A 23,073-nucleotide genomic window follows, 5' to 3' on the forward strand; every position below is an offset into this window, starting at 1 on the left:
CTTCGCTCGTTGGAAAGGGCGTAGGAACGAGCCATTCCGAAATCCCCAGAGGAAGGATTCTCTCCATGAAGTCCCGTAAGGTCGCCGCGGTCGTCGCCGGTTCGCTCGTGGCGCTCGGCGCCGCCACCCCCGCCATGGCCGCGGAGGCGCTGACCCCCACCAGCCTGAACGGCGGACTGGACGCCATCGCCGCCAACGGACTCAAGACCGACATGCTCAGCAACACCACGCCCGGCTCCCCGGTGCAGACCGCCACGCAGACGGTCGAGCAGCTCAACGAGGTCGGCAAGACGGGATCCGCCCTGCTCGGCGGCCTTCCCGTCGCCGGCCCGGTCGGAAGCCCGCTCGGCGGCTGATCGTGTGATTTTCTGATCGGCCGCCGTGTGGCCCCCGTTCACCGCGGGGCCCGGCTCCCTACTCTCTGGGCAATCCCACGTGAAACGTCGACGTGGACTGGCCGGCCGGAGCGAGGGGGGATCCTCGCCGGTCTCTCCCTTTCTCCAGAGGAAGAGCCGAATGCGGTCCATCATCAGCAGGAAAGTACTCACCGCCGCGGCAGCGACCGGCATTCTGTCGCTGACCGGCGGATTCGCCATCGCCGCGAACTCGCCCACCGGTACGGGCGATTCACCCGGACCCGGTACGCCGGGCCAGGTCCAGCCCCTTCTGCCGGCGGACGTCTGCGGCGGGGGTGTGGGACTCGACGGATTCGTCGCGTCGGCCGTCGGCGACCTCTGCGCCGAGGCGGGGGAACCCGGCGGCTACGGCGACGACGAGCCGCACGTACCGCCGACGAATCCGGACGAGCCCCATGAGCCGGAGGAGCCGCCGACCAACCCGGACGAGCCGCACGAGCCGGAGGAGCCGCCGACGAATCCGGACGAGCCCCATGAGCCGGAGGAGCCGCCGACCAACCCGGACGAGCCGCACGAGCCGGAGGAGCCCCCGACCAACCCGGACGAGCCGCACGAGCCGGAGGAGCCCCCGACCAACCCGGACGAGCCGCACGAGCCCGAAGAGCCGCCGACCAACCCGGACGAGCCGGGTGAGTGCGAGGCTCCGGCGCCGGGTCAGCCGCCGGAGCCCGGTTGCGAGCCGGAGGAGCCGGAGGAGCCGCCGACCAACCCGGACGAGCCGGGTGACTGTGAGGCTCCGGCGCCGGGTCAGCCGCCGGAGCCCGGTTGCGAGCCGGAGGAGCCGCCGACCAACCCGGACGAGCCGCATGAGCCGGAGGAGCCGCCGACGAATCCGGACGAGCCGCACGAGCCGGAGGAGCCGCCGACGAATCCGGACGAGCCGCACGAGCCCGAAGAGCCGCCGACCAACCCGGACGAGCCGCACGAGCCGGAGGAGCCGCCCACCAACCCGGACGAGCCCCCGACCACCCCGCCCACCGTGCCCGAGCTGCCCGACACCGGCAGCGACCCCGCCCTCATGGGCGCGGCCGCGATCAGCGCCGCGCTGATCATCGGCGGCAGCGTCTTCTACCTGAGGGGCGGGCGCCTCTCGCGCCGCACTGAGCCCACGAGCTGACGCGACGTCAATCAGGGCCCTCGCCGTCACCGGTGAGGGCCCTGTGCGTTGCTGCACACGGGGGTATCCCGCCACGGTTTGGCGCAGAACTCGTTCTTCAGGGCATGACTCTGCGCTCTCACGCCGGCATGGGAATCCTCATGACCGCACTCGCCTCCGCCGCCCTGGCCGCCCCGGCCTCCGCCGTCGAGGCACCGGTGATCGTCCCCCTCCAGGGCCTGGAGCCGGTGCTCCCGATGGACGCCCCGACGGTGGCCACCGGGGTGCCCGTCCCCATGCCCGGCGCGCCCACCGGCTTCCAGAAGGGTCTGGGTTCGCTGCCGGACGTCGCCCTGCCCAGCGTCCCGCTCACCGGCACCATCCCGAACACCGTGGTGGACGCGCCGCTCCCCGAGGTCGTCGAGGGCAGCGACCTCGGCCGTGCGCTGCTCACCAACCCGCACTCGGAGATGAAGGCGTCCACCCCCGGTGCCGTCGTCGGCAACCCGGTGAAGGCGCCCAGCGGCGACGGGCTCGCCGGGCTGCCCGACCTGGCCAAGCCCCAGCTCGGCCTGCTGACCCCGGTCCTCAGCGGAGCCCTCGACCCGAAGCTCGGTCTGGTGCCGGACGGGAAGTAGGTGCGGCAGGCCCCCCGGGAGGGTGAAGGGACGATTCTTCCCCGCCACCCCGGGGGCCGTCGGTCGTTGCACCGGAAGGCTTGTCGCATGGCCGCGGCCCGTGGACCCGAGGCCTGTCCCGTCGTATCCGGCGGCGGGCGCCTCCGGTCCACGGGCCATTCGTCCGCCGGGCCGTCCCCCGTTTCCTCACTCCCTTTCGGCTCAATGCCCGTGACCGGTCGGTGTGACCGGCGTTGAAGGGGAGTCGGCCGTGATTCCTGCGGTCGCTATCCACGTCCAAGGAGTTCTTGATGTCTCGCATCGCGAAGGCTGCCGCTGTTCTCGCCGGCACGGGTGCCGTGGCCCTCAGCGGAGCCGGCCTGGCCGTCGCCGACTCGGGCGCCGAGGCCGTCGCCGCCCACTCGCCCGGTGTCGCCTCCGGCAACGTCGTCCAGGTCCCGGTCCACGTCCCGGTCAACCTCTGCGGCAACACCGTCAACGTCATCGGTCTGCTCAACCCGGCGTTCGGCAACAGCTGCGCCAACGTCGACGCCCCGAAGCACGACGGTGGCTACGGCGGCTGATCACCCCCGCTGAACACGCGTGTCCCCCCGGTCCTCAGGGCCGGGGGGACACGCGCGTGTCGGGCGCTCACGCGTAGGCGTAGACCCGGCTGTGGTCGAAGAGCTCCGCCGGGGTGATCCCCCAGGGGGACATGGGCTCGTGCCGGGCGACCACCTTGCGGTACTGCATGTCGCCGAGTGGCGGCGGCTCCGCCGGCAGGTACGCGGCGCCGGGGTTCTGCTGCTGCCAGCGCGACCAGAGCAGGTCGACGAAGGAGTGGTGCAGCCAGAAGACCGGGTCGTTGACCGAGCCGCCGCCGAGCATCATCCCGCCGACCCAGCGGTGGACCCGGTTGTGGATCCGGAACCGCTCGTTGCCCCGGCCCGACGCCCAGCCCTCCAGACGGTTCCGGAAGCCGGACGCGCTCGTCGAGTTCCAGGGCGCCACGTCGTACACCCGTTCCCGCATCACCTCGTCGAGCTCGACCCGCGTCGGCAGCGCGATCGGGTCGCGCGGGCGCCCGAAGTCCCTGGTCAGGAAGCGGGTCTCGGTCATCGCGTGCGTGATGTCCCAGCGCCCCGAGGACTGCGCGAAGGGGCCCGTCATGACCTGGAGGTCGGCGCGGCGGCCGTTGCCGCCCATGAAGTCCTCGCCCCAGATCGACGACGCCGGGCTGTTGTCCCGGGTCCAGTCCCAGTACGGCACCGAGACCGTCGGGTCGACCCGGCGCAGGGCCTGCTCGAAGTCGAGCAGGAACCGGCGGTGCCAGGGCAGGAAGCTCGGCGCCATGTGGGCGGTCCGCAGCCGGCCCTCCCCGTCGGCCGTGTAGTGCTCGATGTGGGTGCGGACGAACTCGTCGTACACGCCGGTCCGTTTGAGCTCCAGGACGGCGGCGACGAACTTCCGGCGCTCGGCGCCGGTCAGGTCGCGCTGGTTCTTACGCGTGTACACCACGCGGACTCCCTCCCGTCGGGTCGGTGTGGTCTCCGTGTGCGGCGGCGAACCGGGACAGGCGGGCCGTCCCCACCTCGTCCACGGCGGCGCGGGTGGCCGCGAGCGGCGTGGGGCTCGTCGCGTAGTGGTCGATCGGCGAGACGTACCCGCCGTCGGCGCAGCGCATCAGATGCAGCGGACGTCCGTCGACGAGGGCCACCGGCCGCCCGTCGGGCCCGGTGAACCCCCGGATGCGACGGCCCCGGTACAGCTCGTCGAAGGCGTGGACGTCGGTCGTGGCCGACGGGCGGTCGGCGATGCGGGCGAGCGCACCGCCCGTGACGCCGGTGACGGCCAGAGCGAAGAGGGAGCGCAGTGCGACACGGCGCGGGACGATCATGAGTGATCTCCTCGGGTCGGCGATTGCCCTCAGGGCACAACGAGGAAAACCCGGCTTCGTTGCGGCGGAAAGCGCAGCGGTGTGAATGTCGGCCGATCGAGTGAAAGCGGCGCGGGGAAAGGGTGGTTGGAGCACTAGCATCCGATTCATGACCACTTCCAACGTCGTTTCCTCGGCGCGCAGCGCCTCTCCGCTGGGAACTCTCACGGTGATCCCGTGGTCCAGCGAACCCACCGCCGAATCGGCGGGCACGCCGTTCCTCATGGCGTACTCGCTCGGCGACGGCCGGGACGGCCCGGAGGCCGGTCAGCAGGCGATGCGGACGGCGCTGGAGGCCATGAACCTCTCCGTCGGCGACCGGCTGTTCGACCTGGAGAAGGACTCCGGGATCAACGCCACGCTCCTCGTCGAGGGCGGCTCCGTCGCCCTCACCCTGCCCTTCCTGAAGGTGCAGTGCCCGGTGCCGGCCGAGTGGCAGGCCGCCGCGCAGGAGCGCGGGCAGGTCTACCTGATCTGCTCGGTCCGCCCGTGGCCCGAGGCCGTCCCGGGGCAGCCGGTCGACGAGGCGCAGCTGCGCGCCTTCGTCTCCGACGAGGCGATGCTCGCCGAGAGCGCGCACGTCCTGATGCCGGTCCGGCGCCTCCAGGGCTGAGCCCGAGAGCGGAAGAAGGGTCGCGGCATGGCGACGGTGGACGTACGGGGCGGGGTGCCGGGGCAGCGGCGCGCGGAGCCCGCGCGGGATGCCGCGGGGGCGGGGATCGGCGCGAGCCGGGCCTTCGCGTGGATGCTGGTGGTCACCGGGGCGGCGGGCGTGCTCGCCGGCTGGGTGATCACGATCGACAAGTTCAAGCTCCTGGAGGACCCGGGGTTCCAGCCCGGGTGCAGCCTGAACCCCGTCGTCTCCTGCGGCAACATCATGAAGAGCGAGCAGGCGGCCGTCTTCGGCTTCCCGAACCCGATGCTCGGTCTCGTGACGTACGCCGTGGTCGTCGCCGTCGGTGCCGGGCTCCTGGCCGGGGCCCGCTACCGGGGCTGGTTCTGGCTCGGCCTCAACGCCGGGACGCTCTTCGGCGTCGGCTTCTGCACCTGGCTCATGTACCAGTCGCTGTACGAGATCAACGCCCTGTGCCTGTGGTGCTGCCTGGCCTGGACCGCGACGATCGTCATGTTCTGGTACGTGACCGCGCACAACGTCCGGGAGGGGCTGCTGCCCGCGCCGGCCGGGGTGCGGGGCTTCCTCGGCGAGTTCGCCTTCGCCCTGCCCGTCCTGCACATCGGGATCATCGGGATGCTGATCCTGACCCGCTGGTGGGAGTTCTGGACCAGCTGACGTGACCTCTCTCCTCTCCTGGCCGCGGGCCGCACTCACGGTGCTGCTCGCGGCCGTTCTCGTCCTCCTGGTGCCGTACGAGCGGCTGGCCCCCGGCGAGCGGCACGCCGCCGGCCGGGCCCCGGTGGAGCCCGAGCCGCTGCCCGGGGTGCCGTCGGGGTTCTTCACCGGTTCCGACGAGGCCGGGGTGCGGCGGATCGCCCAGGTGCAGGAGTGGCTCGGCGGCGAGACGCTGACCGTCGGGCACACGTACCTGCCCGGCGACCGCTGGTCCAACATCGAGGGGCACGCGGCGCTCTTCGGGCCGTGGGCGCGGTGGAAGGCCGAGCGGCCGGGGCGGCTGTTCGTCCTCAACGTGCCGCTCATGGACCGCAACGAGGCGGGGCTGCCGGACGCGGAGGTGCGGGCGGGGCTGCGGCGCGGGGCGGGCGGCGCGTTCGACGCGCACTTCGCGGTCCTGGGGGAGCGGCTCGTCGCGCACGGGCTCGGGGACGCGGTGCTCGTCCTCGGCTGGGAGATGAACGGGACGACGTACAGCCATCGCTGCGGTCCGGACCCGACGGCCTGGAAGGCGTACTGGCGGCGGGTCGTGTCGGTGCTCAGGGGGGTGGACGGGCAGCGGTTCCGGTTCGACTTCACGCCGAGCCGCGGGCTCGACGCCGTCGCGTGGCCGCTCTGCTACCCCGGGGACGACGTCGTCGACATCATCGGGATGGACGCCTACGACCAGCCGGCCGGGCTCTCCTTCGAGGAGCAGGTGACGGAGGAGTACGGGCTCGAACACCACGTGCGGTTCGCGGCGGCGCACGGGAAGCCCGTCTCGTACCCGGAGTGGGGGCTGTTCAGGAACGGGGACAACCCGGTCTACGTGCGGGGGATGCTCGACTGGTTCGCGACGCACCGGCCGGTCTACCAGACGGTCACGGACTACTGCCCGCACGGCGTGTGGGAGTGCGCCGCGAACCCGGAGTCGGCGCGGATCGTCAGGGGTGCGCTGGGGGCTCCGCGTGCGGGGTCAGGCCGGCCTTGAGGGTGTCGACCGTGCGGTGCAGGAGCGGGAGCAGGTCGCCGGACGTGTCCTGCTCGGCCCAGTAGAGGGTGGCCTCGCGGAGGGCTCCGAGGACCGCCGCCGTGAAGATCCGCACCTCCAGGTCGTCGGCGTCGCGGCCGGTGCGGTCGGCGAGCGCGCGGGCCAGGCGGCGGCCGGTCTCGGCGGTGGTCTCGGTGAAGCGGGCCCGGACCGAGGGGATCTCGACCATGAGGCGGGCACGGAGCCGGGTCTCCTCGGGCTCCTGGTCGAGGGCGGTGCCGACGGCTTCGAGGACGACGGCCCGGAGCGATTCGAGGGGCTCCTCGCCGGCCGGGCGGGCGAGCAGCCGCGCTTCGAGGACGTCGTCGTTCTCGTCGGTGAGGACGATGTCCTCCCGTACCGGGAAGTAGCGCACGACGGTGGAGGGGGAGACGTCGGCCTCCTCCGCGATCCGGTCGGTCGTGGCGGCTTCCCAGCCCTCCTCGGCGGCGAGCCGGTAGGCCGCCTTCCTGATGGCCGCGCGGGTCTTCAGCTTCTTGCGCTCACGGAGGGTGGGACGGTCGTTCATTCTCCTATTGTCCCTGGTCAGGCCTGGTAGGCGACCAGCGAGATCCCGACGTAGTGGACGATGAACGCGGCCAGCGTCAGCGAGTGGAAGACCTCGTGGAAGCCGAACCAGCGCGGGGACGGGTTGGGGCGCTTGATGCCGTAGATGACCCCGCCCGCCGAGTAGAGCAGTCCGCCGACGACGACGAGGACGAGGACGGCGATGCCGCCCGCGCGCATGAAGTCCGGAAGGAAGAAGACGGCGGCCCAGCCCATCGCGATGTAGCAGGGCGTGTAGAGCCAGCGGGGCGCGCCGACCCAGAAGACGCGGAAGGCGATGCCCGCCGCCGCGGCCGCCCAGACCGCCCACATGAGCGGCTTGGCCGTCGAGTCGGGGAGGAGGAGCAGCGTGAGCGGGGTGTAGGTGCCCGCGATGATCAGGAAGATGTTGGCGTGGTCGAGGCGGCGGAGGATCGCCTCGCCGCGCGGGCCCCAGTCGCCGCGGTGGTAGAGCGCGCTGATGCCGAAGAGCAGGCACGCCGTGAGGACGTAGATCCCGCAGGCGATGCGGGCGCGGGGGGAGTCGGCGAGGGCGACGAGGACGAGGCCCGCGACGATCACCGCGGGGAACATCCCGGCATGCAGCCAGCCTCTGAGCCGCGGCTTGGGCGGGAGCGGGAGCGGGAGCGCGCTCGTGGTCGGGGTGGCTTCCGGCGTGGCTGCGGTCATGACACCGCATCGTACCTACGCGTCCGTAGGTAACGGATATGAGTGGCGCTGCTCACGTGTGCACCCCCCTGGACATATGGGCGGATCCGTCGGATGATCAAATGAGTATGGTCGGCACCGGATGAGCAGCTACGAAGCGTCCGGGTCGCAGCCCCCACGGGGCACACATGCGGAATACACCCCTCAACAAGGAGCAATCGTGGCGCGCGACAACGCGGCTCCCCTTCCCACCCAGCACCAGGGGCTCGTCTCCTGGGTGAACGAGATCGCCGAGATCACCCAGCCGGACAACATCGTCTGGTGCGACGGATCCGAGGCCGAGTACGAGCGCCTGTGCGAGGAGCTCGTCGCCAAGGGCACCTTCACCAAGCTCGACGAGACCAAGCGGCCCAACTCGTACTACGCGGCCTCCGACCCGACCGACGTCGCGCGCGTCGAGGACCGGACGTACATCTGCTCCGAGAAGGAGGAGGACGCGGGCCCGACGAACAACTGGAAGGCCCCGGCCGAGATGAAGGAGCTCTTCGCGGGCTCCGAAGGCATCTTCCGCGGCTCCATGCACGGCCGCACCATGTACGTCGTGCCCTTCTGCATGGGCCCCGTCGGCTCCCCGCTCTCCGCCATCGGCGTCGAGATCACGGACTCCGCCTACGTCGCCGTCTCCATGCGCACGATGACCCGCATGGGACAGGCCGTCCTCGACGAGCTCGGCACCGACGGCTTCTTCGTCAAGGCCGTGCACACGCTGGGCGCGCCGCTCGCCGAGGGCGAGGCCGACGTGCCGTGGCCCTGCAACACCACCAAGTACATCTCGCACTTCCCCGAGAGCCGCGAGATCTGGTCGTACGGCTCCGGCTACGGCGGCAACGCCCTGCTCGGCAAGAAGTGCTACGCGCTCCGCATCGCGTCCGTCATGGCGCGTGACGAGGGCTGGCTCGCCGAGCACATGCTCATCCTCAAGCTGACCCCGCCGCAGGGCGAGGCCAAGTACGTCGCCGCCGCCTTCCCGTCGGCCTGCGGCAAGACCAACCTGGCCATGCTGGAGCCCACGATCTCCGGCTGGACGGTCGAGACCATCGGCGACGACATCGCCTGGATGCGCTTCGGCGAGGACGGCCGCCTCTACGCGATCAACCCCGAGGCCGGCTTCTTCGGCGTCGCGCCCGGCACCGGCGAGCACACCAACGCCAACGCCATGAAGACCATGTGGGGCAACTCCGTCTTCACGAACGTCGCCCTCACGGACGACGGCGACGTGTGGTGGGAGGGGATGACCGAGACGGCCCCCGCGCACCTCACGGACTGGAAGGGCAACGACTGGACCCCCGCGTCCGAGACGCCCGCCGCCCACCCCAACGCCCGCTTCACCGTGCCGGCCGGGCAGTGCCCGATCATCGCGCCGGAGTGGGAGGACCCGAAGGGCGTGCCGATCTCGGCGATCCTCTTCGGCGGCCGCCGCGCCTCCGCCGTCCCGCTGGTCACCGAGTCCTTCGACTGGAACCACGGCGTCTTCCTCGGCGCGAACGTCGCCTCCGAGAAGACCGCCGCCGCCGAGGGCAAGGTCGGCGAGCTGCGCCGCGACCCCTTCGCCATGCTGCCGTTCTGCGGCTACAACATGGGCGACTACATGGCCCACTGGGTCAAGGTCGGCGCCTCCGCCGACGCCGCGAAGCTCCCGAAGATCTACTACGTGAACTGGTTCCGCAAGAACGACGCGGGCAAGTTCGTGTGGCCCGGCTTCGGCGAGAACAGCCGCGTCCTCAAGTGGATCGTCGAGCGCCTCGACGGCAAGGCCGAGGGCGTCGAGACCCCCATCGGCATCCTGCCGACCCCGGAGTCCCTCGACACCGACGGCCTCGACCTGCCGGCCGAGGACCTGGAGTTCCTCCTCAAGGTCGACCGCGACGTGTGGCGCGAGGAAGCCGCCCTCGTCCCGGACCACCTCAACACCTTCGGCGACCACACGCCGAAGGAGCTGTGGGACCAGTACAACGCGCTCGTCGAGCGTCTGGGCTAGTCCCCCTCCGACTCGTGGTGGGTTGCCCCGAAACACCGCCCTGACCAGTGGGGTCACGACGGCCCATCACGACGCATCCGGCCCCCGGAACCCCCTCAGGTTCCGGGGGCCGGCGCATGCCCGGGGCGCCTCCGTCCGTCAGAGGCCGCGCTCCTCGACGTACCGCGTGTGCGTCTCCTGACGGACGGCCTCCGCGTCGCGGAGCGAGGCGGCGATGGCCGTCGCCTCCTCGTGGAGCGCCGACAGCTGGCGGTCCAGGTGCTCCTCCGGCGGCTCGGAACCGGGCGAGAAGCGGGTCCACCACCGGGTCCGTACGAAGGTGTCGACGGCCTCCGGGAGGTCCTGGCGGACCGCGCGGGCCAGCGTGTGGAGGTGGTCGGGGTCGCTCACCCAGCCCGGTTCGAGCAGCGCCTCGACGAGGGCCTCCAGAGCGGTCACCCGCTCCCGGGAGGCCGCGGGCAGCTCCGCCTCCGCGAGGTACGCGCGCAGGGTCCCGAAGTCGGTCCGCAGCGCGTCGAGCTGCTCGCCCGCCGTCGGGAAGCGCGGGGTGTCGGGCCGCTCGGGCGGGGCGATCAGCGCCCCCGCCGCGTACAACCCGCCGACGACCAGCGGCCAGAGCGAGCCCGCCGCGCCGGTGAGGGTGACGCCGACGCCGACCAGGCCGCAGACGCAGCCCGTCAGGTTCTTGCGGGACTCGGCGAAGCGCAGGAGCCCGCCGGCCCCGCTACTGGTAGCCACGGATCTCCTCGAAGGCGCCGTCGAGCGAGCCCGTGGTGGCGTCGAAGAGCCTGCCGCCGGTGAGGCCCGCGATGTGGTCGAGCTCCCCGCGGTCCGAGTCCCCGAAGAGGATCGGGAAGACCGGGGTGCGCTGCCGTTCGGCCGGGAGCGCGCGGTAGAAGGTGTCGAAGGCGGAGGCCGGGTCGCCGTCGGTGTTCTGGCCGTCCGTCATGAGGACGACCGAGGTGAACGCGTCGGAGGCGGACGGGGAGCTCTCCAGGAAGCGGTACGCCTCCTGGAGGCTGGAGTAGACGGCGGTGCCGCCGTCCGCCGTGAGCCTCCGCGCGTCGGCCCGGATCGCGTCGAGGGACGTCGCGGGCGACGCCGGGTCGACCGTGTGCGTACGGATCTCGTCCCGCTTCACCGACGAGCCGAACGGCATCAGGGTGACCTCCTCGCGGTCCCGGAAGTCGCCGGTCAGCTCGGCGAGGGCCGCCTTGAGGCGTTCGAGGCGCTCTCCCGCCATGGAGCCGGAGGTGTCGAGGACGTAGACCGTGCGGGAGGGCCTGCGCAGGGTGTTGTCGTACGCGTCGAGCAGGCCGTCGGCGACGGCCCGGCTCCCCGGGAACGGCAACTCCCGGCGCTGGTCGCGCGCCAGCGCCGAGGCCGGCCGGACGCCCGGGACGACCGGGCGGCGCAGGGTCGTCTCCGTGATGTGCCGCTGGGCCTCGGGGGAGCGGAGGTACGTGACGAGGCGGGCCGCCGCCTCCTTCGCCTCGGGGCGGGCCGCCGTGAGGAGGGTCAGGGGGTAGTCGGCGGTGACGACGCCGTCGGACGGGCGGATGACGGTCAGGTCGCCGGGCGTGGAGAGCAGCACCGACTCGTAGTTGACGAGCGCGTCGAGGTCGGTGCGGCGGGCGTAGGCGTCGGCCAGCCAGCCGGAGGAGCCCGAGGTCAGCTTCTGGCCGGTGAAGAACTCCCTGAGCTTCGGCGTGGAGCGCCGCACGTCGTCCTGGGTGAGGGCGGACTGCGCGCCGGAGAGCCCCGAGGCGATCGAGACGAGCGCGGAGAAGCCGGAGTTGGAGCGCTTCGGGTCCGTCATGCCGTACGTCAGCCGGCCGGCGGCCACGGCCTGGTGCAGCTGCGACCACGTCACCTTCGACGGGTCCCAGCCCAGCCGCTTGAGGGCCGCCGGGCGGACGCCGACCGCCACGGGCGAGGTCATGACCGGGGTCTCGCCGGTGATCCGGGCGGAGGTGTCGGGCCGGAGCCGCAGGTAGTCGTTGGAGGAGAGCCAGACGGCGTCGTAGGACCCCTCGGCCCGCCCCGAGGCGATCTGCTCGACGGCGTCGAGCGTGCCGGCGTAGGTGGGGCGGACGGTGACGCCGGTCGCCTTGCGGGCCGCGTCCAGGACGGGGGCCATGTCGGCCAGCTCGGAGGAGGCGAGGACGCGCAGGGTGCCGGGGGCGTAGTCCTTGCCGTGGGGGTCGGGGGGAGCGGAGGAGGGCGCGCCGGTCGGGCCGGTGGTGCCGGCCCGGTCGGCGCCGCCGCAGGACGCGGCCGTACCCGTGAGGAGGAGGGCGAGGGCCAGGGCGGCGAGGGCGCGGGTGCGCGCCGGGCGGCCGGGGGTTCCGGTCACGCGCCGCCCTCCAGTGCGCTCGTGCGGCGGCTGCGCTCCAGGTAGGCGCTCGCCTCCCGCAGTTCGGCCGACAGGGACTCGACCGTCTCCGCCATCGACTCGGTCGCCTGGACCTTGTACGTGTCGATCGTGTCGAGCGTCCGGTAGATCTGCCGGAACGCCGTCCTGAGCGTCTCCGCGCCCACCGCCGGGTCCGCCGCGATCCGCTGGATCTCGCCGGTCCGGGTCTCCAGCATCGCGGCGTTGCCGCCGACGAGGCTCTCCGTGGTCTCCCGCAGGGCCTGCACCTGCCGGGTGACGTTCGCCTGGTGCTCCAGCGCGGTGGCGAGCATGACGGCGATCCGCAGGGCCGACAGGGTGGTGGTCGACGCCCGGTCGACGCCCTTGATGAGCTCCTCGTTGTTCCGGCGGACCACGTCCATCGCCATGTACCCCTGCGCGGATACGGCGAGCTGGGTCAGCAGGTCCTGGCGCTTCTGCCGGACGGGGAAGAGGACGTCGGCGCGGAGCGCGTCCGCCTGCGCCGGGTCGGCGGTGGCCGCGACCCGCTCCTCCACGGCCGCGTCGAGGGCCTCGGTGAGGAGCGCGCACTCCTGGAGCTTGCCCATGGTCTCCCACAGCCTCGCCCGCTCGGTCAGCAACGCGGCGTTGTCGCGCTGGAGTTCGTCCTGGCCGCTGCGGAGCGCGCCGACGATCCGGTTGAGCGTCTCCTGCGAGGAGGCGTACCTGGCGACGTGGTCGCGGAACCGGTTCCCGCCGGGCAGCCTGGAGAGCAGCTTCCTGAGGCCCTTGCCGGGGGTGTCGCCCGGGTCGAGGTCCTCGACCGTACGCCGGAGCTCGACGAGCGAGGAGCCGACCCTGCTCTGCGGGTCGCCGCCCGGCGCGCCGCTGCCGAGCGAGCGGACCGTGCGGTCGAGCATGCGGTTCGACTGCTTGGCAGCGGCGCGGATCTCCCCCGAACCGAGCGCGGCGATCTCGCCGATGCGTCCCGAGAACTCGGGGGAGCGCGGGTCGAGACCGGCGAGCGAACCGACGTACTCCGCGGCCCGCCGTGCCACCTCCGTGCGGGTCGCCTCGTCCAGCGGAACCACGGCGGCGACCTGCTCGGCGCGCACGGGCGCGACCGGCGCGGGCGGGGTGAGGACGAGGGGGGTGTCGTGCTCGGGGGGAGTGAGGGTGAGGGGCATGGTCGCGGGTGGGGCGGCGGCGTTCGCGGGTGGGGCGGTGTTCGTCGGCGCGGCGGCGTTCGCGGGTGTCGCGCGCGGGTCCTTCGGTGTGGTGGTCATGCGGTGTCCCCCTGGTCGCGGGCCCGCAGCGCCATCGCGTGCAGCACCTGACTGGTGGGCACGGGCGCCTGGCGGACGCCGTTCAGTGTCTGGTTGAGGTAGTCGGCGTGGCCCTGGGTGGCCGTCGTGAACTCGTTCGCCGCGCCCTGCGGGCGGAAGCCGTGGTGGACGGCGAGCTTGCGCAACTCCGGGTCGGTGGCCAGGAGTTCGCCGAACGCCCGGCCGTTCTCGCTGAGCGGTACGAGGGTGTGGTCGCTGTTCACGGTGGTGTCCGGGTACAGGACGACGAGGTCGCCCATGGAGCGGCCGGCGATGAGCTGCGCGGCGACCTGGGACTCGTACACGAGGACCAGCGGGTTGCCGACGCCGCTGACGAAGTCCCTGAACGGGGCGTCGGAGCTGGTCTGCTGGGCGCCCTGGACCTGGATCAGCTTGCGCATCAGCGGAGCGGTGCGGGTGACGGCCGCCCTGTCGCCCGCGACCCGTCCGCCGTCGGCGACGTAGCTCGCGGCGGCGAGGTAGAGGGCGCCGGAGTTGGAGGCGACCGGGTCGGTCGAGGTGATGAAGAGGGTGCCGCTCAGTTCGGCGTGCCCGGCGGAGCCCTTCAGCTGCTGCCAGGTCCGGTCGGCGCGGGCGGCGGCCAGATAGGCCTCCATCTTCAGGGTGCCGCTCGTCCCGCGCGGGCCGAGGGTCGCGAGGCCGTTGCCCGCGAGGACCCGGGCGGCGGCGCTGTGGGCGACGACGACGAGCGGCGAGTAGAAGGGGCGGAGGGGGGTGGTGGCCGCCGCGTCCGCCGGCTTGCTCCTCACCCGCGCCTTCGCGCGCAGTTCGTCGGCCGGGCCCTTGGAGGAGGGGAAGGCGAAGTCGTAGCCGTCGAGGGGGAGTTCCTCCATGTCCCAGGACCCGGAGGTCTCGCTGGTCACGGTGAACCCCTTGGCGGCGAGCGCCTTCACCACGCGCGGATCGGCGAAGAACTCGGCCTTCTCCGACCCGATGACTCCTCGTACCGTGCGCACGGTCTTCGTTGCCGTGCCCGTGTCCTTGTCGCCGCCCGTCACGAGGACGGCGGCCACGCCGCCGAGGAGCAGGACGGCCAGGACGATTCCCAGGATGCGTCTCACGCGGGCAGAGTGCTCGCGGAAACCCACATTCCAGGGGGAGTTGGGTGGACGGCCGGTGAAGTGCCGATCCCGGTAGGGAACCGGAGGGGGCCGTGCCGATTGGCGCGGTGGGGTCGCGGCGGCGGAGGGGTGCGGCTGGCCTAGGGGCGGCGGAGGGGCGTGGCCGAGCGGAGGTCCGGCGGAGGGGCGTGGCCGGCGGAGGTGGTGGGTGGCTCCCGGTCCGCGCGGTTCGTGGCGCGCGGACCGGGGCCGTCAGGGGGCGCCGACCAGGGTCTCGTTGGCCAGCGCGGCGGTGTGCGCGTCCATGCGCTCGGCGGCGAGGATCGCGGCGGCGGTGTCGGCGCGGGAGGCGGCGACGACGAGGGCGCGGCCCGCGAGGGCGTGCGCCTTCTGGTGCAGGGAGCGCGCGGACGAGCGGGTCAGACCGGCGTGGCGCGCGGGCGGCGCGCCGCGCAGCCGGGCCACCTGGCGGGCGATGAGCTCGCCCGCCTCCGAGTCGCCGAGCTCGTCGGTGACGGCGAGCAGGGCGGCGAGGTGGCCGGAGAGCTGGATGTCCAGCTCCTCCTCGCGGGAGCGGTGGGGGTACGCGTCCGGGGCGTCGTCGGCCATCCGGTGGACCGACTTGGTGCGGATCGGTTCGTACATGGGATGGCCTCCTCGGTGCAGTGGAGTCATCCTAGCTTAGATTCGGTCTAAAGTTGAGGGCTGTCCGGACTGTGGGCGTGTCAGTGCTGGCTGTAGCCGTCCAGGAAGCGGCCGATGCGCGTCACCGCGTCCGCCAGGTCCGCCGCCGCCGGCAGCGTGACGATCCGGAAGTGGTCCGGCTCGTTCCAGTTGAAGCCCGTGCCGTGGACCACCATGATCTTCTCGGCCCGCAGCAGGTCCAGGACCATCTGCCGGTCGTCCTTGATCTTGTAGACGTTCGGGTCGAGACGCGGGAACAGGTACAGCGCGCCCTTCGGCTTCACGCACGTCACGCCCGGGATCTGCGTCAGCAGCTCGTACGCCGTGTCCCGCTGCTCCAGGAGCCGCCCGCCCGGCAGGACCAGGTCCTCGATCGACTGCCTGCCCTGGAGGGCGGCGGCCACCGCGTGCTGCGCGGGCATGTTCGCGCACAGACGCATGTTGGCGAGGATCGTCAGGCCCTCGATGTACGAGGTCGCGTGGTGCTTCGGGCCGCAGACCGCGAGCCAGCCGGAGCGGAAGCCCGCCACCCGGTAGTTCTTGCTCATCCCGTTGAACGTGAGGACGAGGAGGTCCGGGGCGATGGCGGCGGTCGGCGTGTGCGTCGTGCCGTCGTACAGGATCTTGTCGTAGATCTCGTCCGAGCAGATGACCAGGTTGTGGCGGCGGGCGATCTCCGTGAGCTGCCGGAGCATCTCGTCGTCGTAGACCGCGCCGGTCGGGTTGTTCGGGTTGATGATCACGATCGCCTTGGTGCGGTCCGTGATCTTCCGCTCGATGTCGGCGAGGTCCGGCATCCAGTCGGCCTGCTCGTCGCAGCGGTAGTGCACCGCCGTACCGCCCGCGAGGGAGACGGAGGCCGTCCACAGCGGGTAGTCGGGAGCCGGGACGAGGACCTCGTCGCCGTCGTCGAGCAGCGCCTGCATCGACATCTGGATCAGCTCCGAGACGCCGTTGCCGAGGTAGATGTCCTCGACGGAGAGCGGGATGCCCTTCGTCTCGTAGTGGCTCATCACCGCGCGGCGGGCGGAGAGCAGGCCCTTCGCGTCCCCGTAACCGTGCGCCTCGGAGAGGTTGCGCAGGACGTCTTCGAGGATGGCGGGCGGGCACTCGAAGCCGAAGGCGGCCGGGTTGCCCGTGTTGAGCTTGAGGATGCGATGACCCGCGGCCTCAAGCCGCATCGCCTCTTCGAGCACCGGACCCCGGATTTCGTAACAGACGTTGGCGAGCTTCGTGGACTGGATCACCTGCATGACGAGAGCTTACGGCCGGGCGGGTCGGGACGCCTCGTGTTTTGGGACACGTCGGACACGGGGGCGCCGCCCAGCGGCCGCCGGTGTGACCCGGATCGCACCGGCGGTGTCGTGCTCCCTACAATTCGGGCCCATGAGCAAGCACGACCCCCAGGCCCCCGGCACGCGGAGCGCCCGCCGCCGACACGCCTCCACGCGGCGGGGGCGCGGCCCGGTGTGGCTGCTCGCCGCGGGCGGGGTCGCGGTCTTCGGGGTCGCCGCGGCCGTCTTCTCCGCCGGCTCCGGCACGAAGGGCGGGTCCGGCTCCACGGACGGCGGCGGGACCGACGGGCCGCCGGCACTGATCCAGGCGGACCCCTCCGATCCGGCCGGCTCCTCCGGTACGCCGGGCCCCGGCGAGCCGACCCGGTCCTCGGGCACGGGAGGCGGAGAAACCCCGTCCGCGAGCGCGTCTCCCCGGGGGAGCACGAGCCCGTCCGCGCCGGCCGGTACTCCCACGGCGACGGTTGCGCCGTCCGGGGCACCGACGGCCGCCCCGACCGGCGGCCCGACGGCGGAACCCACCGCCACCGAGGCCGGGCCGAGCCACCCGGGGAAGGGCCGCGGGGCCACCAAGCGGCCCCGGTAGGCCGGAGGGGCCCGAGGGCGGCCGGAGGTGCGGACCGGGAGGTGCGGGCCCGAGGGGTGAGCCCGAGGGGCGGGCCAAAGGGGCGGGCCGGAGGGGCGGCCCAAAGAGGTGAGCCCGAGGGGCGGGCCGGTGGACGGCCCGCCGACCCCGTGAGGACCGCGGTGCGTGCGGCTCCTTCCGGCGGCCGGGATAGGTTGGCACGTCATGTGGGTTTTCAGTGCCTCCGGATGCCGGTGGCTGGGTGCTGCCGGATCGCTCGCCGTCGCCGCGGGCGGGTGGGCCGCCGGGACGCTGCCCGTACGCGGCGGCTGGGGCCTCTGGGAGCCGCGCGGCTCCGCGCTCACCCTCGCCGGCGCCCTCCTCGCGTACCTCGGACTGACCCTGCTCGTCGCCGCCTGGTGGCGGTACGGGGTGCTCCTCGCGCGCGGCCTGCGGGACGGCGTCGTCGCGACGCTCGCCTGCTGGACCGCGCCGCTCCTCCTCGCCCCGCCGCTGCACAGCGCCGACGTCTACAGCTACATCGCGCAGGGTGCGATGGTCCTCGAAGGCCACGACGTCTACGGGGGCGGGCCCTCCGTCCTCGGCCCCGGCGACCTCGGCGCGGACGCGGCGGCGAGCGTCGGCGGGCACTGGACCGACACCCCCGCCCCGTACGGCCCCGCCTTCCTCCTCCTCGCCGCCGGTGTCGTGAAGCTGACCGGCGGCGCGGTCGTGCCCTCCGTACTCCTCATGCGCCTGATCGCGCTCGGAGCGCTCGCGCTCGTGGTGTGGGCGGTACGGGGGATCGGCGGCGGGTCCGGCGGCCCCGCGGGGGCCGTGTGGCTGGCCGCGCTCAACCCCCTCTTCCTCGTCCACGTCGTCGGCGGCCTCCACAACGACGGCCTGATGATCGGGCTCATGCTCGGCGGCGTGCTGCTCGCGGTGCGCGGGCGGTGGGTGCTCGGGTGCGTGCTCGTCGGCCTCGCGACGATGGTGAAGTCCCCGGCGGCGGTGGCGCTGCTCTTCATCGGCGTGATGGTCGCGCGGGCGGCCGGCGGGGGCGTACGGGGAGTGGCGAAGGGGCTGGTGCTGCCGGGGCTCGTCGCGGGCGCGGTGGCGGCCGGGGCGACGGTGCTGGCCGGGACGGGGTTCGGCTGGCTGCGGACCCAGAGCGTGGCCGGGGCGATCCACACGGCGCTGTCGGTGACGAGCGACCTCGGCCTCGGGCTCGGCCTGCTGCTCGCCGACGACCCCGACCCGGTGAAGGGCGTCGTCCAGCGGCTGGGGCTGCTGGCGGCGCTGGTGATCATCGGGGTGCTCGCGTGGCGGGCCTGGAAGGGGCTGCTCGACCCCGTCGTGGGGCTCGGCCTGTCGCTGGCCGCGCTGGTGGCCCTGTCGCCGATGGTGCAGCCGTGGTACCTGCTGTGGGGGACGGCGGTCGTTGCGGCGGGGGCGTGGTGGAGCCGGGCGGGGCAGGTCCTGGCGGTGTTCTCGGCGGCGCTGGTGTACGAGACGGCGCCGTCGGGGCGGACGCCCTGGTACGGGTTCGTGGTGGCGGGCGTGGTGCTGGCCGCGGGCCTGGTGTGGCTGCGGCGGGAGTCCTGGGGCGGGGACGGGGAGCCCCGGGGGCCGGGGCCCCGGGAGCCCAGGAACCTTGGAGCCCCCAGGAACCTCTGAGCCAGAGGAGCCCCTGGGCCCCTGGGCCCCTGGGTCCCTGGGTCCCTGGGTCCCTGGGTCCCAGGAGCCCAGGAGCCCCTGAGCCCGAGGAGCCCCTGAGCCCGAGGGGCCTCTGAGTCGAGGGGCCCCTGGGCCCGGCCGGCGGTGATCGGTAGCCTCGCGGCCATGGTCAGCGTTCGTGTGTGGGGTGTGCCGGGGCTGTTTCTGCTGTGCGCGGTGCTCGCCGCCGCCGGGAGGGGGTCCGTCGGCGCCGCGGTGCTGGGTGCCCTGCCGCTCCTCGCGCTCGCCGTTCTCACCTCGCCGCTCGTCTTCCCCCGGGCGTCCGCCGACGACGGGCGGCCCGTCGTCTACTGGCGGCCGGGCTGCGTGTACTGCCTGCGGCTGCGGCTCCGGCTCGGCGTGCGCGCCCGGCGGGCGCGCTGGGTCAACATCTGGCGCGACCCCGAGGGGGCGGCCGCCGTGCGGGCCGCCACCGGCGGCGACGAGACGGTGCCCACCGTCGTCGCGGCCGGGCGGGCGCGGGTGAACCCCGATCCCGCCCTGGTCAGGGAGCTGCTGGCGTCCTCCTGATCGTGCGGCCCGGCACGGCCTGCGTGCGGCGGCCGTCCTCCAGGACGAACGTGCCGTCGACCAGGACGTGGGGGATGCCCTTCGGGGGCGTACGGGGAGAGGCGTAGGTCGCGCCCTCCGCGACCTCCGCCGGGTCGAAGAGGACGAGGTCCGCGACGTACCCCTCGCGGACCACGCCCCGGTCCGGCAGGCGGAGGCGGGCCGCCGGGCGCGAGGTCAGGTGGGCCACGCACTCCTCCAGCGACAGGACGCCGAGCTCGCGCACGTACCTCCCGAGGTACCTCGGGAACGTGCCGTACGCGCGCGGGTGCGGCTTGAGCCCCTGGAGGATGCCGTCCGAGCCGCCCGTGTGCACCCGGTGCCGCATGATCGCCCGGACGTTCTCCTCGTGCCCCACGTGCTGGAGGATCGTGGTCCCCAGCCGGTCCTCGAGGAGGAGGCGGCGGGCCGTCGGCCAGTCGGCCGGGCGGGTGCCGACGTGCGGGGCCAGGGACGGGGTCGTCACGCCCGCGATCTCGATCGTCCGCCAGTCCATCGGCACGCCGTGGCAGCCGTCCGAGCCCACCACCTCCAGGTCGTGGCGGATGCGCTCCGCCGTCTCCTCGTCGCGCAGGCGCGCGAGGGTCGCCTCCGGGCCGCCCTCGCTCGCCCAGCTCGGCAGGACCGCCACGAGGGTCGTGCTCCCCGGCGTGTACGGGTACGTGTCGAGGCTGATGTCCGCGCCCCCGGCCAGGGCCTCGTCCAGGAGCGCCAGGAGCTCCGGCGCCCTGCCCTCGTTCACGCCGAAGTTCATCGTCGCGTGCGCCAGGTGCAGCGCGCAGCCGGCCTCGCGGGTGAGGGCGATCATCTCCGCGTACGCCCGGAGCGCGCCCGCCCCGTACGAGCGGTGGTGGGGGCAGTAGTAGCCGCCGTAGCGGGCCACCACCCGGCAGAGTTCGGTGAGTTCGGCGTCGGGTGCGTACATGCCGGGGGTGTAGGTGAGGCCGGAGGACATGCCCACCGCGCCCTGCTCCAGGCCCTCCGCCACCAGCCGCTTCATCCGGGTCAGTTCGGAGTCCGTCGCCGGCCGGTCCTCCCAGCCCATCGCGTACATCCGGACCGTGCCCTGCGGGACGAGGTAGGCGGCGTTCACCGCGATGCCGCTCTCGTCCAGGCGGTCCAGGTACTCGCCCACCGTCCGCCAGGTGAAGTCGACGGACGTGTCCTCCGGGCCGCCGCCGTTCCAGCCCGCGATCGTCCGCCGCACCTCCGCCAGCGTGCGGTCGTCCACCGGCGCGTACGACAGGCCGTCCTGGCCCAGGACTTCGAGCGTCACGCCCTGCGCGACCTTCGCGCCGTGCTCCTGGTCGCGGAGGAGCGCGAGGTCGCTGTGGGCGTGCATGTCGACGAAGCCGGGGGAGAGGACGAGGCCCTCCGCGTCCATCACCCGGCGGGCGGTGGGGCGTTGGCAGCCCGCCGCCGCGCCCTCCTGCACGATCGCGGAGATCCGGCCGCCGTCGACCGCCACGTCCGCGCGGTAGGAGGGCGCGCCGGTGCCGTCGACCACCTCCGCGTCCCGGAAGACGAGATCCGTCATCGCGAACCCCCCATTCGAATCCCCTCGTCAGAAGTCAGAAGTACGTGCGGATGTAGTCGACGACCGTGCCGTCCGCCTCCACCAGCGGGATCAGCTGCCACTTGTCGAACGACGTGCACGGGTGCGACAGGCCCATGCCCACCCAGTCGCCGACCTCCACGTCCGCGCCCGCCTCCGTGGCCAGCCAGGCGTGCTGGTCGGAGAGGCCCGTGACCGTGACGCCCTCCGCCGCGCGGATCTCGCCCGTACGCGCGTCCCGCACGACCTGCGCCTCCGGGAGGTGCAGGTCGTGGGCCGCGTCCCGCTTCCCCGCGTTCGTGAACGCCTGCCCGGGCGTCGGGCGCGACACGACCTGCGACCAGAGGCGGAACGCCGGCCGGAGCGCGCCCTCCTCCGGAATCCGGTTGAAGGGGGTGCGGTCCCGGTACTGGCCGTCGTCGTGCGAGACGTACGCGCCCGAGCGCAGCAACTTGAGGGCGGGGAGCGACAGTTCGGGGATCGTCGCGAAGGCCTCGGCGACCGTGTCGAACCACTCGCTGCCGCCCGCGCTCACGACGATCTCGCCGATCTCCGGGGAGAAGCGGCCGGCCTCGTCGAAGTCCGCGGCGAGGGAGACGAGCCGGTCGAGCCACTCCCGCACGAGCTCCGCGTCCGCACCCGGCATCGTGCCCTCGTACCCGGCGACGCCGACCAGACGCAGCGTCGTGGTCGAGGCCACCGCGTCCGCGACGGCGGCGCACCCGGCCTCCGTCCGCACGCCCGTACGTCCCCGCTCGCCGGCGGCCAGCTCCACGACGACGTCCACCGGGCGGCGGGCGCCGGCCGCGCGCAGGGCCTCGTCCATCAGCTCGACGCCGCGGACCGAGTCGACGTAACAGACGAAGCGGAAATCCGGGTCCGCGTCGAGCTCGGCCGCCAGCCAGCGGAGGGCGGCGGCGTCGACGAGTTCGTTGGCCAGGAAGATCCGGGCGATGCCGTGGGCGCGGTAGACGCGGGCCTGGTGCGGCATGGCGGCGGTGATGCCCCACGCGCCGTGCTCCAGCTGCCGGTCGAAGAGCTGCGGGGCCATGGAGGTCTTGCCGTGCGGGGCGAAGAGGAGGCCGTGGCGCTCGGCGTACTCCTCCATGAGGCGGAGGTTGTGCGCGAGGGACTCGGCGGAGAGGGCGAGGACGGGGGTGAGGAAACCGCCGGTGAAGAGGTTGCGGCGCTGGGCGGCGAGCTCGCCGACGGTGAGGCCTTCGGCGTCCGGGGGGAGGGCCTTGAAGCGGTGGTCGACGCGCTCGTGGGTGGGGGCGGGCACGGGGCTCCTCCTGGGTGGTGCGTGTTGATGCGTGTTGCATATGCTGCAACGCTCGTTGCAGAGAGTGTTCTTGCTGTCTAGCATCCGGGCTGAGGTCGGGTCAATGGAGCGGGGGCGCGGTGGACGTGGGCGGGGGCGGGGGCATGGACGTCGACGTGGACGTGGACGTCGACGTGGTGTGTCTCGGGGAGTCCATGGTGACCTTCCTGCCCTCCCAGGGCGGACGCCTCGCCGACGTACCGTCCTTCACGCGCGCCATCGGCGGCGCCGAGTCCAACGTCGCCTGCGCGCTGGCCGCGGCCGGGCACCGGGTGCGGTGGGTCGGCCGGGTCGGCCGGGACGGCTTCGGCGACCACCTCGTCGAGGCGATCGGGGGGTACGGGGTCGACGTCTCGGGCGTCGGGCGGGACGCGGGGCGGGCCACCGGGGTGTACTTCCGGACGGACGTCGAGCGGGGGGAGGAAGGGCACGAGGTCGCGTACTACCGGGCGGGGTCGGCGGCGTCGGCGATGTCGCTCGCGAACGTGCCGTACGCGGCCGTCGGGGGTGTCGGCGTCCGGATACTGCACCTCACTGGGATCACCGCGGCACTGTCCGACTCGTGTCGCGAGCTCGTGCGGGGACTGGTGCGGCGGGAGTGGCCCGGGCGGCCGTCCGTCGTCTCCTTCGACGTCAACTACCGGCCGGGGCTGTGGGCGGACCGGGACGTGGCCGGGGAGGTGCTGCTCGGCCTCGCGCGGGAGGCGGACGTGGTGTTCGTGGGGGTGGACGAGGCGGAGGCGTTGTGGGGGGTGCGGGGGGCGGAAGGGGTTCGGGCGCTGCTGCCCGAGCCCGGTGTGGTCGTGGTGAAGGGGGGCGGGGAGGGGGCGGTGTCGTTCGAGCGCGGAGGGGGCCGCTGCGCGGGGCCTTTCCCCACCCCGCCCCCTCCCCAAACCGGGGGGGGGGGGGGGGCCCCCCCCGCGCGC

Annotated in this window: 24 protein-coding genes; 12 read left to right on the top strand and 12 right to left on the bottom strand. The window is 73.2% G+C overall.

Annotated features, from left to right (window positions below; genetic code table 11):
• Nucleotides 1–65 precede the first annotated feature (65 nt).
• The 4 genes from AB0G79_RS21800 to AB0G79_RS21815 all read left to right on the top strand — a co-directional run bounded on the left by AB0G79_RS21800 (nucleotide 66) and on the right by AB0G79_RS21815 (nucleotide 2,713).
• On the top strand, nucleotides 66–356 hold the full coding sequence (locus AB0G79_RS21800; RefSeq protein WP_360808829.1) for a hypothetical protein: 291 nt from the start codon (nucleotides 66–68) through the stop codon (nucleotides 354–356).
• Between the two features lie 160 nt (nucleotides 357–516).
• Entirely contained in the window at nucleotides 517–1,533 is a 1,017-nt protein-coding gene (locus tag AB0G79_RS21805) for a hypothetical protein (protein ID WP_360808831.1), read from the top strand.
• A 104-nt stretch (nucleotides 1,534–1,637) separates the two neighbouring features.
• Nucleotides 1,638–2,150: a hypothetical protein gene (locus tag AB0G79_RS21810; RefSeq protein WP_360808833.1), complete on the top strand. Its 513-nt coding sequence runs from the start codon at nucleotides 1,638–1,640 to the stop codon at nucleotides 2,148–2,150.
• Nucleotides 2,151–2,440: 290 nt separating this feature from the next.
• Nucleotides 2,441–2,713, top strand: a complete 273-nt coding sequence (locus tag AB0G79_RS21815; RefSeq protein ID WP_360808835.1) for a chaplin — start codon at nucleotides 2,441–2,443, stop codon at nucleotides 2,711–2,713.
• A 67-nt stretch (nucleotides 2,714–2,780) separates the two neighbouring features.
• Here the strand turns inward: AB0G79_RS21815 and AB0G79_RS21820 are convergent, their stop codons facing one another.
• Complete coding sequence (locus AB0G79_RS21820; protein WP_360808837.1) at nucleotides 2,781–3,647, bottom strand: tyrosinase family protein; 867 nt, start codon at nucleotides 3,645–3,647, stop codon at nucleotides 2,781–2,783.
• Nucleotides 3,631–4,026: a tyrosinase family oxidase copper chaperone gene (locus AB0G79_RS21825; RefSeq protein WP_360808839.1), complete on the bottom strand. Its 396-nt coding sequence runs from the start codon at nucleotides 4,024–4,026 to the stop codon at nucleotides 3,631–3,633. Before AB0G79_RS21825 ends, AB0G79_RS21820 begins: the two co-directional genes overlap by 17 nt.
• Nucleotides 4,027–4,174: 148 nt before the next feature.
• On the opposite strand from AB0G79_RS21825, the gene AB0G79_RS21830 reads away from it, so the two are divergent.
• From AB0G79_RS21830 to AB0G79_RS21840, 3 genes are read left to right on the top strand one after another with little or no spacing between them, the layout of a single operon-like run.
• Nucleotides 4,175–4,678, top strand: coding sequence for a DUF5949 family protein (locus tag AB0G79_RS21830; protein ID WP_360808841.1), 504 nt, complete (start codon nucleotides 4,175–4,177; stop codon nucleotides 4,676–4,678).
• 27 nt (nucleotides 4,679–4,705) lie between these two features.
• Nucleotides 4,706–5,356: a vitamin K epoxide reductase family protein gene (locus tag AB0G79_RS21835; protein WP_360808843.1), complete on the top strand. Its 651-nt coding sequence runs from the start codon at nucleotides 4,706–4,708 to the stop codon at nucleotides 5,354–5,356.
• Between the two features lies 1 nt (nucleotide 5,357).
• A complete protein-coding gene (locus tag AB0G79_RS21840) occupies nucleotides 5,358–6,386 on the top strand; it encodes a glycosyl hydrolase (RefSeq protein WP_360808845.1) in 1,029 nt (342 codons plus the stop codon).
• Here AB0G79_RS21840 and AB0G79_RS21845 read toward each other — a convergent pair.
• Both AB0G79_RS21845 and AB0G79_RS21850 read right to left on the bottom strand, forming a co-directional pair.
• A complete protein-coding gene (locus AB0G79_RS21845; protein WP_360808847.1) occupies nucleotides 6,340–6,954 on the bottom strand; it encodes a TetR family transcriptional regulator in 615 nt (204 codons plus the stop codon). The two genes, AB0G79_RS21840 and AB0G79_RS21845, sit on opposite strands and share 47 nt — an antisense overlap.
• Before the next feature lie 17 nt (nucleotides 6,955–6,971).
• On the bottom strand, nucleotides 6,972–7,661 hold the full coding sequence (locus tag AB0G79_RS21850; protein ID WP_360808849.1) for a hemolysin III family protein: 690 nt from the start codon (nucleotides 7,659–7,661) through the stop codon (nucleotides 6,972–6,974).
• Between the two features lie 199 nt (nucleotides 7,662–7,860).
• Here AB0G79_RS21850 and AB0G79_RS21855 point away from each other — a divergent pair, with 199 nt between their 5' ends.
• Entirely contained in the window at nucleotides 7,861–9,678 is a 1,818-nt protein-coding gene (locus tag AB0G79_RS21855; protein WP_360808851.1) for a phosphoenolpyruvate carboxykinase (GTP), read from the top strand.
• Nucleotides 9,679–9,816: 138 nt separating this feature from the next.
• On the opposite strand, the gene AB0G79_RS21860 is transcribed toward AB0G79_RS21855, so the two are convergent.
• The 6 genes from AB0G79_RS21860 to AB0G79_RS21885 form a co-directional block, all read right to left on the bottom strand.
• Entirely contained in the window at nucleotides 9,817–10,416 is a 600-nt protein-coding gene (locus tag AB0G79_RS21860; RefSeq protein WP_360808853.1) for a hypothetical protein, read from the bottom strand.
• Nucleotides 10,403–12,034, bottom strand: coding sequence for a VWA domain-containing protein (locus tag AB0G79_RS21865; RefSeq protein WP_360808855.1), 1,632 nt, complete (start codon nucleotides 12,032–12,034; stop codon nucleotides 10,403–10,405). Before AB0G79_RS21865 ends, AB0G79_RS21860 begins: the two co-directional genes overlap by 14 nt.
• Nucleotides 12,031–13,221, bottom strand: coding sequence for a toxic anion resistance protein (locus AB0G79_RS21870; protein WP_360809000.1), 1,191 nt, complete (start codon nucleotides 13,219–13,221; stop codon nucleotides 12,031–12,033). Before AB0G79_RS21870 ends, AB0G79_RS21865 begins: the two co-directional genes overlap by 4 nt.
• A 95-nt stretch (nucleotides 13,222–13,316) precedes the next feature.
• Nucleotides 13,317–14,468 (bottom strand): hypothetical protein, encoded by a 1,152-nt coding sequence (locus AB0G79_RS21875; RefSeq protein ID WP_360808857.1) that lies wholly within the window; start codon nucleotides 14,466–14,468, stop codon nucleotides 13,317–13,319.
• 225 nt (nucleotides 14,469–14,693) lie between these two features.
• Nucleotides 14,694–15,086, bottom strand: coding sequence for a hypothetical protein (locus tag AB0G79_RS21880; protein ID WP_360808859.1), 393 nt, complete (start codon nucleotides 15,084–15,086; stop codon nucleotides 14,694–14,696).
• Between the two features lie 80 nt (nucleotides 15,087–15,166).
• Entirely contained in the window at nucleotides 15,167–16,378 is a 1,212-nt protein-coding gene (locus AB0G79_RS21885; protein ID WP_360808861.1) for a pyridoxal phosphate-dependent aminotransferase, read from the bottom strand.
• A gap of 133 nt (nucleotides 16,379–16,511) precedes the next feature.
• Between AB0G79_RS21885 and AB0G79_RS21890 the strand changes: the two genes are divergently transcribed.
• The 3 genes from AB0G79_RS21890 (at nucleotide 16,512) to AB0G79_RS21900 (ending at nucleotide 19,232) form a co-directional block, all read left to right on the top strand.
• Nucleotides 16,512–17,006 (top strand): hypothetical protein, encoded by a 495-nt coding sequence (locus tag AB0G79_RS21890; protein WP_360808863.1) that lies wholly within the window; start codon nucleotides 16,512–16,514, stop codon nucleotides 17,004–17,006.
• A 204-nt stretch (nucleotides 17,007–17,210) separates the two neighbouring features.
• Nucleotides 17,211–18,662 carry a polyprenol phosphomannose-dependent alpha 1,6 mannosyltransferase MptB gene (gene mptB / locus AB0G79_RS21895; protein WP_360808865.1) on the top strand — a complete coding sequence of 484 codons (1,452 nt, stop codon included), beginning with the start codon at nucleotides 17,211–17,213 and terminating at the stop codon, nucleotides 18,660–18,662.
• Between the two features lie 165 nt (nucleotides 18,663–18,827).
• The gene (locus AB0G79_RS21900; RefSeq protein WP_360808867.1) at nucleotides 18,828–19,232 is read left to right on the top strand and encodes a glutaredoxin domain-containing protein; all 405 of its coding nucleotides are present in this window, start codon (nucleotides 18,828–18,830) and stop codon (nucleotides 19,230–19,232) included.
• Here the strand turns inward: AB0G79_RS21900 and AB0G79_RS21905 are convergent.
• Both AB0G79_RS21905 and AB0G79_RS21910 read right to left on the bottom strand, forming a co-directional pair.
• Nucleotides 19,207–20,808 carry a D-aminoacylase gene (locus AB0G79_RS21905; RefSeq protein ID WP_360808869.1) on the bottom strand — a complete coding sequence of 534 codons (1,602 nt, stop codon included), beginning with the start codon at nucleotides 20,806–20,808 and terminating at the stop codon, nucleotides 19,207–19,209. The genes AB0G79_RS21900 and AB0G79_RS21905 overlap by 26 nt on opposite strands.
• Before the next feature lie 34 nt (nucleotides 20,809–20,842).
• Nucleotides 20,843–22,108, bottom strand: a complete 1,266-nt coding sequence (locus AB0G79_RS21910; RefSeq protein WP_360808871.1) for an amino acid deaminase — start codon at nucleotides 22,106–22,108, stop codon at nucleotides 20,843–20,845.
• Between the two features lie 143 nt (nucleotides 22,109–22,251).
• Here AB0G79_RS21910 and AB0G79_RS21915 point away from each other — a divergent pair.
• Nucleotides 22,252–23,073 (top strand): sugar kinase (locus AB0G79_RS21915; RefSeq protein ID WP_360808873.1); only part of this gene is annotated, 822 nt, incomplete at its 3' end.

Source organism: Streptomyces sp. NPDC020807 (genome assembly GCF_040641575.1).
Lineage (GTDB): Bacteria > Actinomycetota > Actinomycetes > Streptomycetales > Streptomycetaceae > Streptomyces.

What these genes read in the sequence shown, in the direction of transcription:
- AB0G79_RS21845 (WP_360808847.1), bottom strand. Translation starts at nt 6,954, where the DNA reads ATGAACGACCGTCCCACCCTCCGTGAGCGCAAGAAGCTGAAGACCCGC.
- AB0G79_RS21905 (WP_360808869.1), bottom strand. Translation starts at nt 20,808, where the DNA reads ATGACGGATCTCGTCTTCCGGGACGCGGAGGTGGTCGACGGCACCGGC.
- AB0G79_RS21800 (WP_360808829.1), top strand. Translation starts at nt 66, where the DNA reads ATGAAGTCCCGTAAGGTCGCCGCGGTCGTCGCCGGTTCGCTCGTGGCG.
- AB0G79_RS21900 (WP_360808867.1), top strand. Translation starts at nt 18,828, where the DNA reads ATGGTCAGCGTTCGTGTGTGGGGTGTGCCGGGGCTGTTTCTGCTGTGC.
- AB0G79_RS21825 (WP_360808839.1), bottom strand. Translation starts at nt 4,026, where the DNA reads ATGATCGTCCCGCGCCGTGTCGCACTGCGCTCCCTCTTCGCTCTGGCC.
- AB0G79_RS21890 (WP_360808863.1), top strand. Translation starts at nt 16,512, where the DNA reads ATGAGCAAGCACGACCCCCAGGCCCCCGGCACGCGGAGCGCCCGCCGC.
- AB0G79_RS21880 (WP_360808859.1), bottom strand. Translation starts at nt 15,086, where the DNA reads ATGTACGAACCGATCCGCACCAAGTCGGTCCACCGGATGGCCGACGAC.
- AB0G79_RS21815 (WP_360808835.1), top strand. Translation starts at nt 2,441, where the DNA reads ATGTCTCGCATCGCGAAGGCTGCCGCTGTTCTCGCCGGCACGGGTGCC.
- AB0G79_RS21885 (WP_360808861.1), bottom strand. Translation starts at nt 16,378, where the DNA reads ATGCAGGTGATCCAGTCCACGAAGCTCGCCAACGTCTGTTACGAAATC.
- mptB (WP_360808865.1), top strand. Translation starts at nt 17,211, where the DNA reads ATGTGGGTTTTCAGTGCCTCCGGATGCCGGTGGCTGGGTGCTGCCGGA.
- AB0G79_RS21870 (WP_360809000.1), bottom strand. Translation starts at nt 13,221, where the DNA reads ATGCCCCTCACCCTCACTCCCCCCGAGCACGACACCCCCCTCGTCCTC.
- AB0G79_RS21850 (WP_360808849.1), bottom strand. Translation starts at nt 7,661, where the DNA reads ATGACCGCAGCCACGCCGGAAGCCACCCCGACCACGAGCGCGCTCCCG.
- AB0G79_RS21810 (WP_360808833.1), top strand. Translation starts at nt 1,638, where the DNA reads ATGACTCTGCGCTCTCACGCCGGCATGGGAATCCTCATGACCGCACTC.
- AB0G79_RS21805 (WP_360808831.1), top strand. Translation starts at nt 517, where the DNA reads ATGCGGTCCATCATCAGCAGGAAAGTACTCACCGCCGCGGCAGCGACC.
- AB0G79_RS21835 (WP_360808843.1), top strand. Translation starts at nt 4,706, where the DNA reads ATGGCGACGGTGGACGTACGGGGCGGGGTGCCGGGGCAGCGGCGCGCG.
- AB0G79_RS21830 (WP_360808841.1), top strand. Translation starts at nt 4,175, where the DNA reads ATGACCACTTCCAACGTCGTTTCCTCGGCGCGCAGCGCCTCTCCGCTG.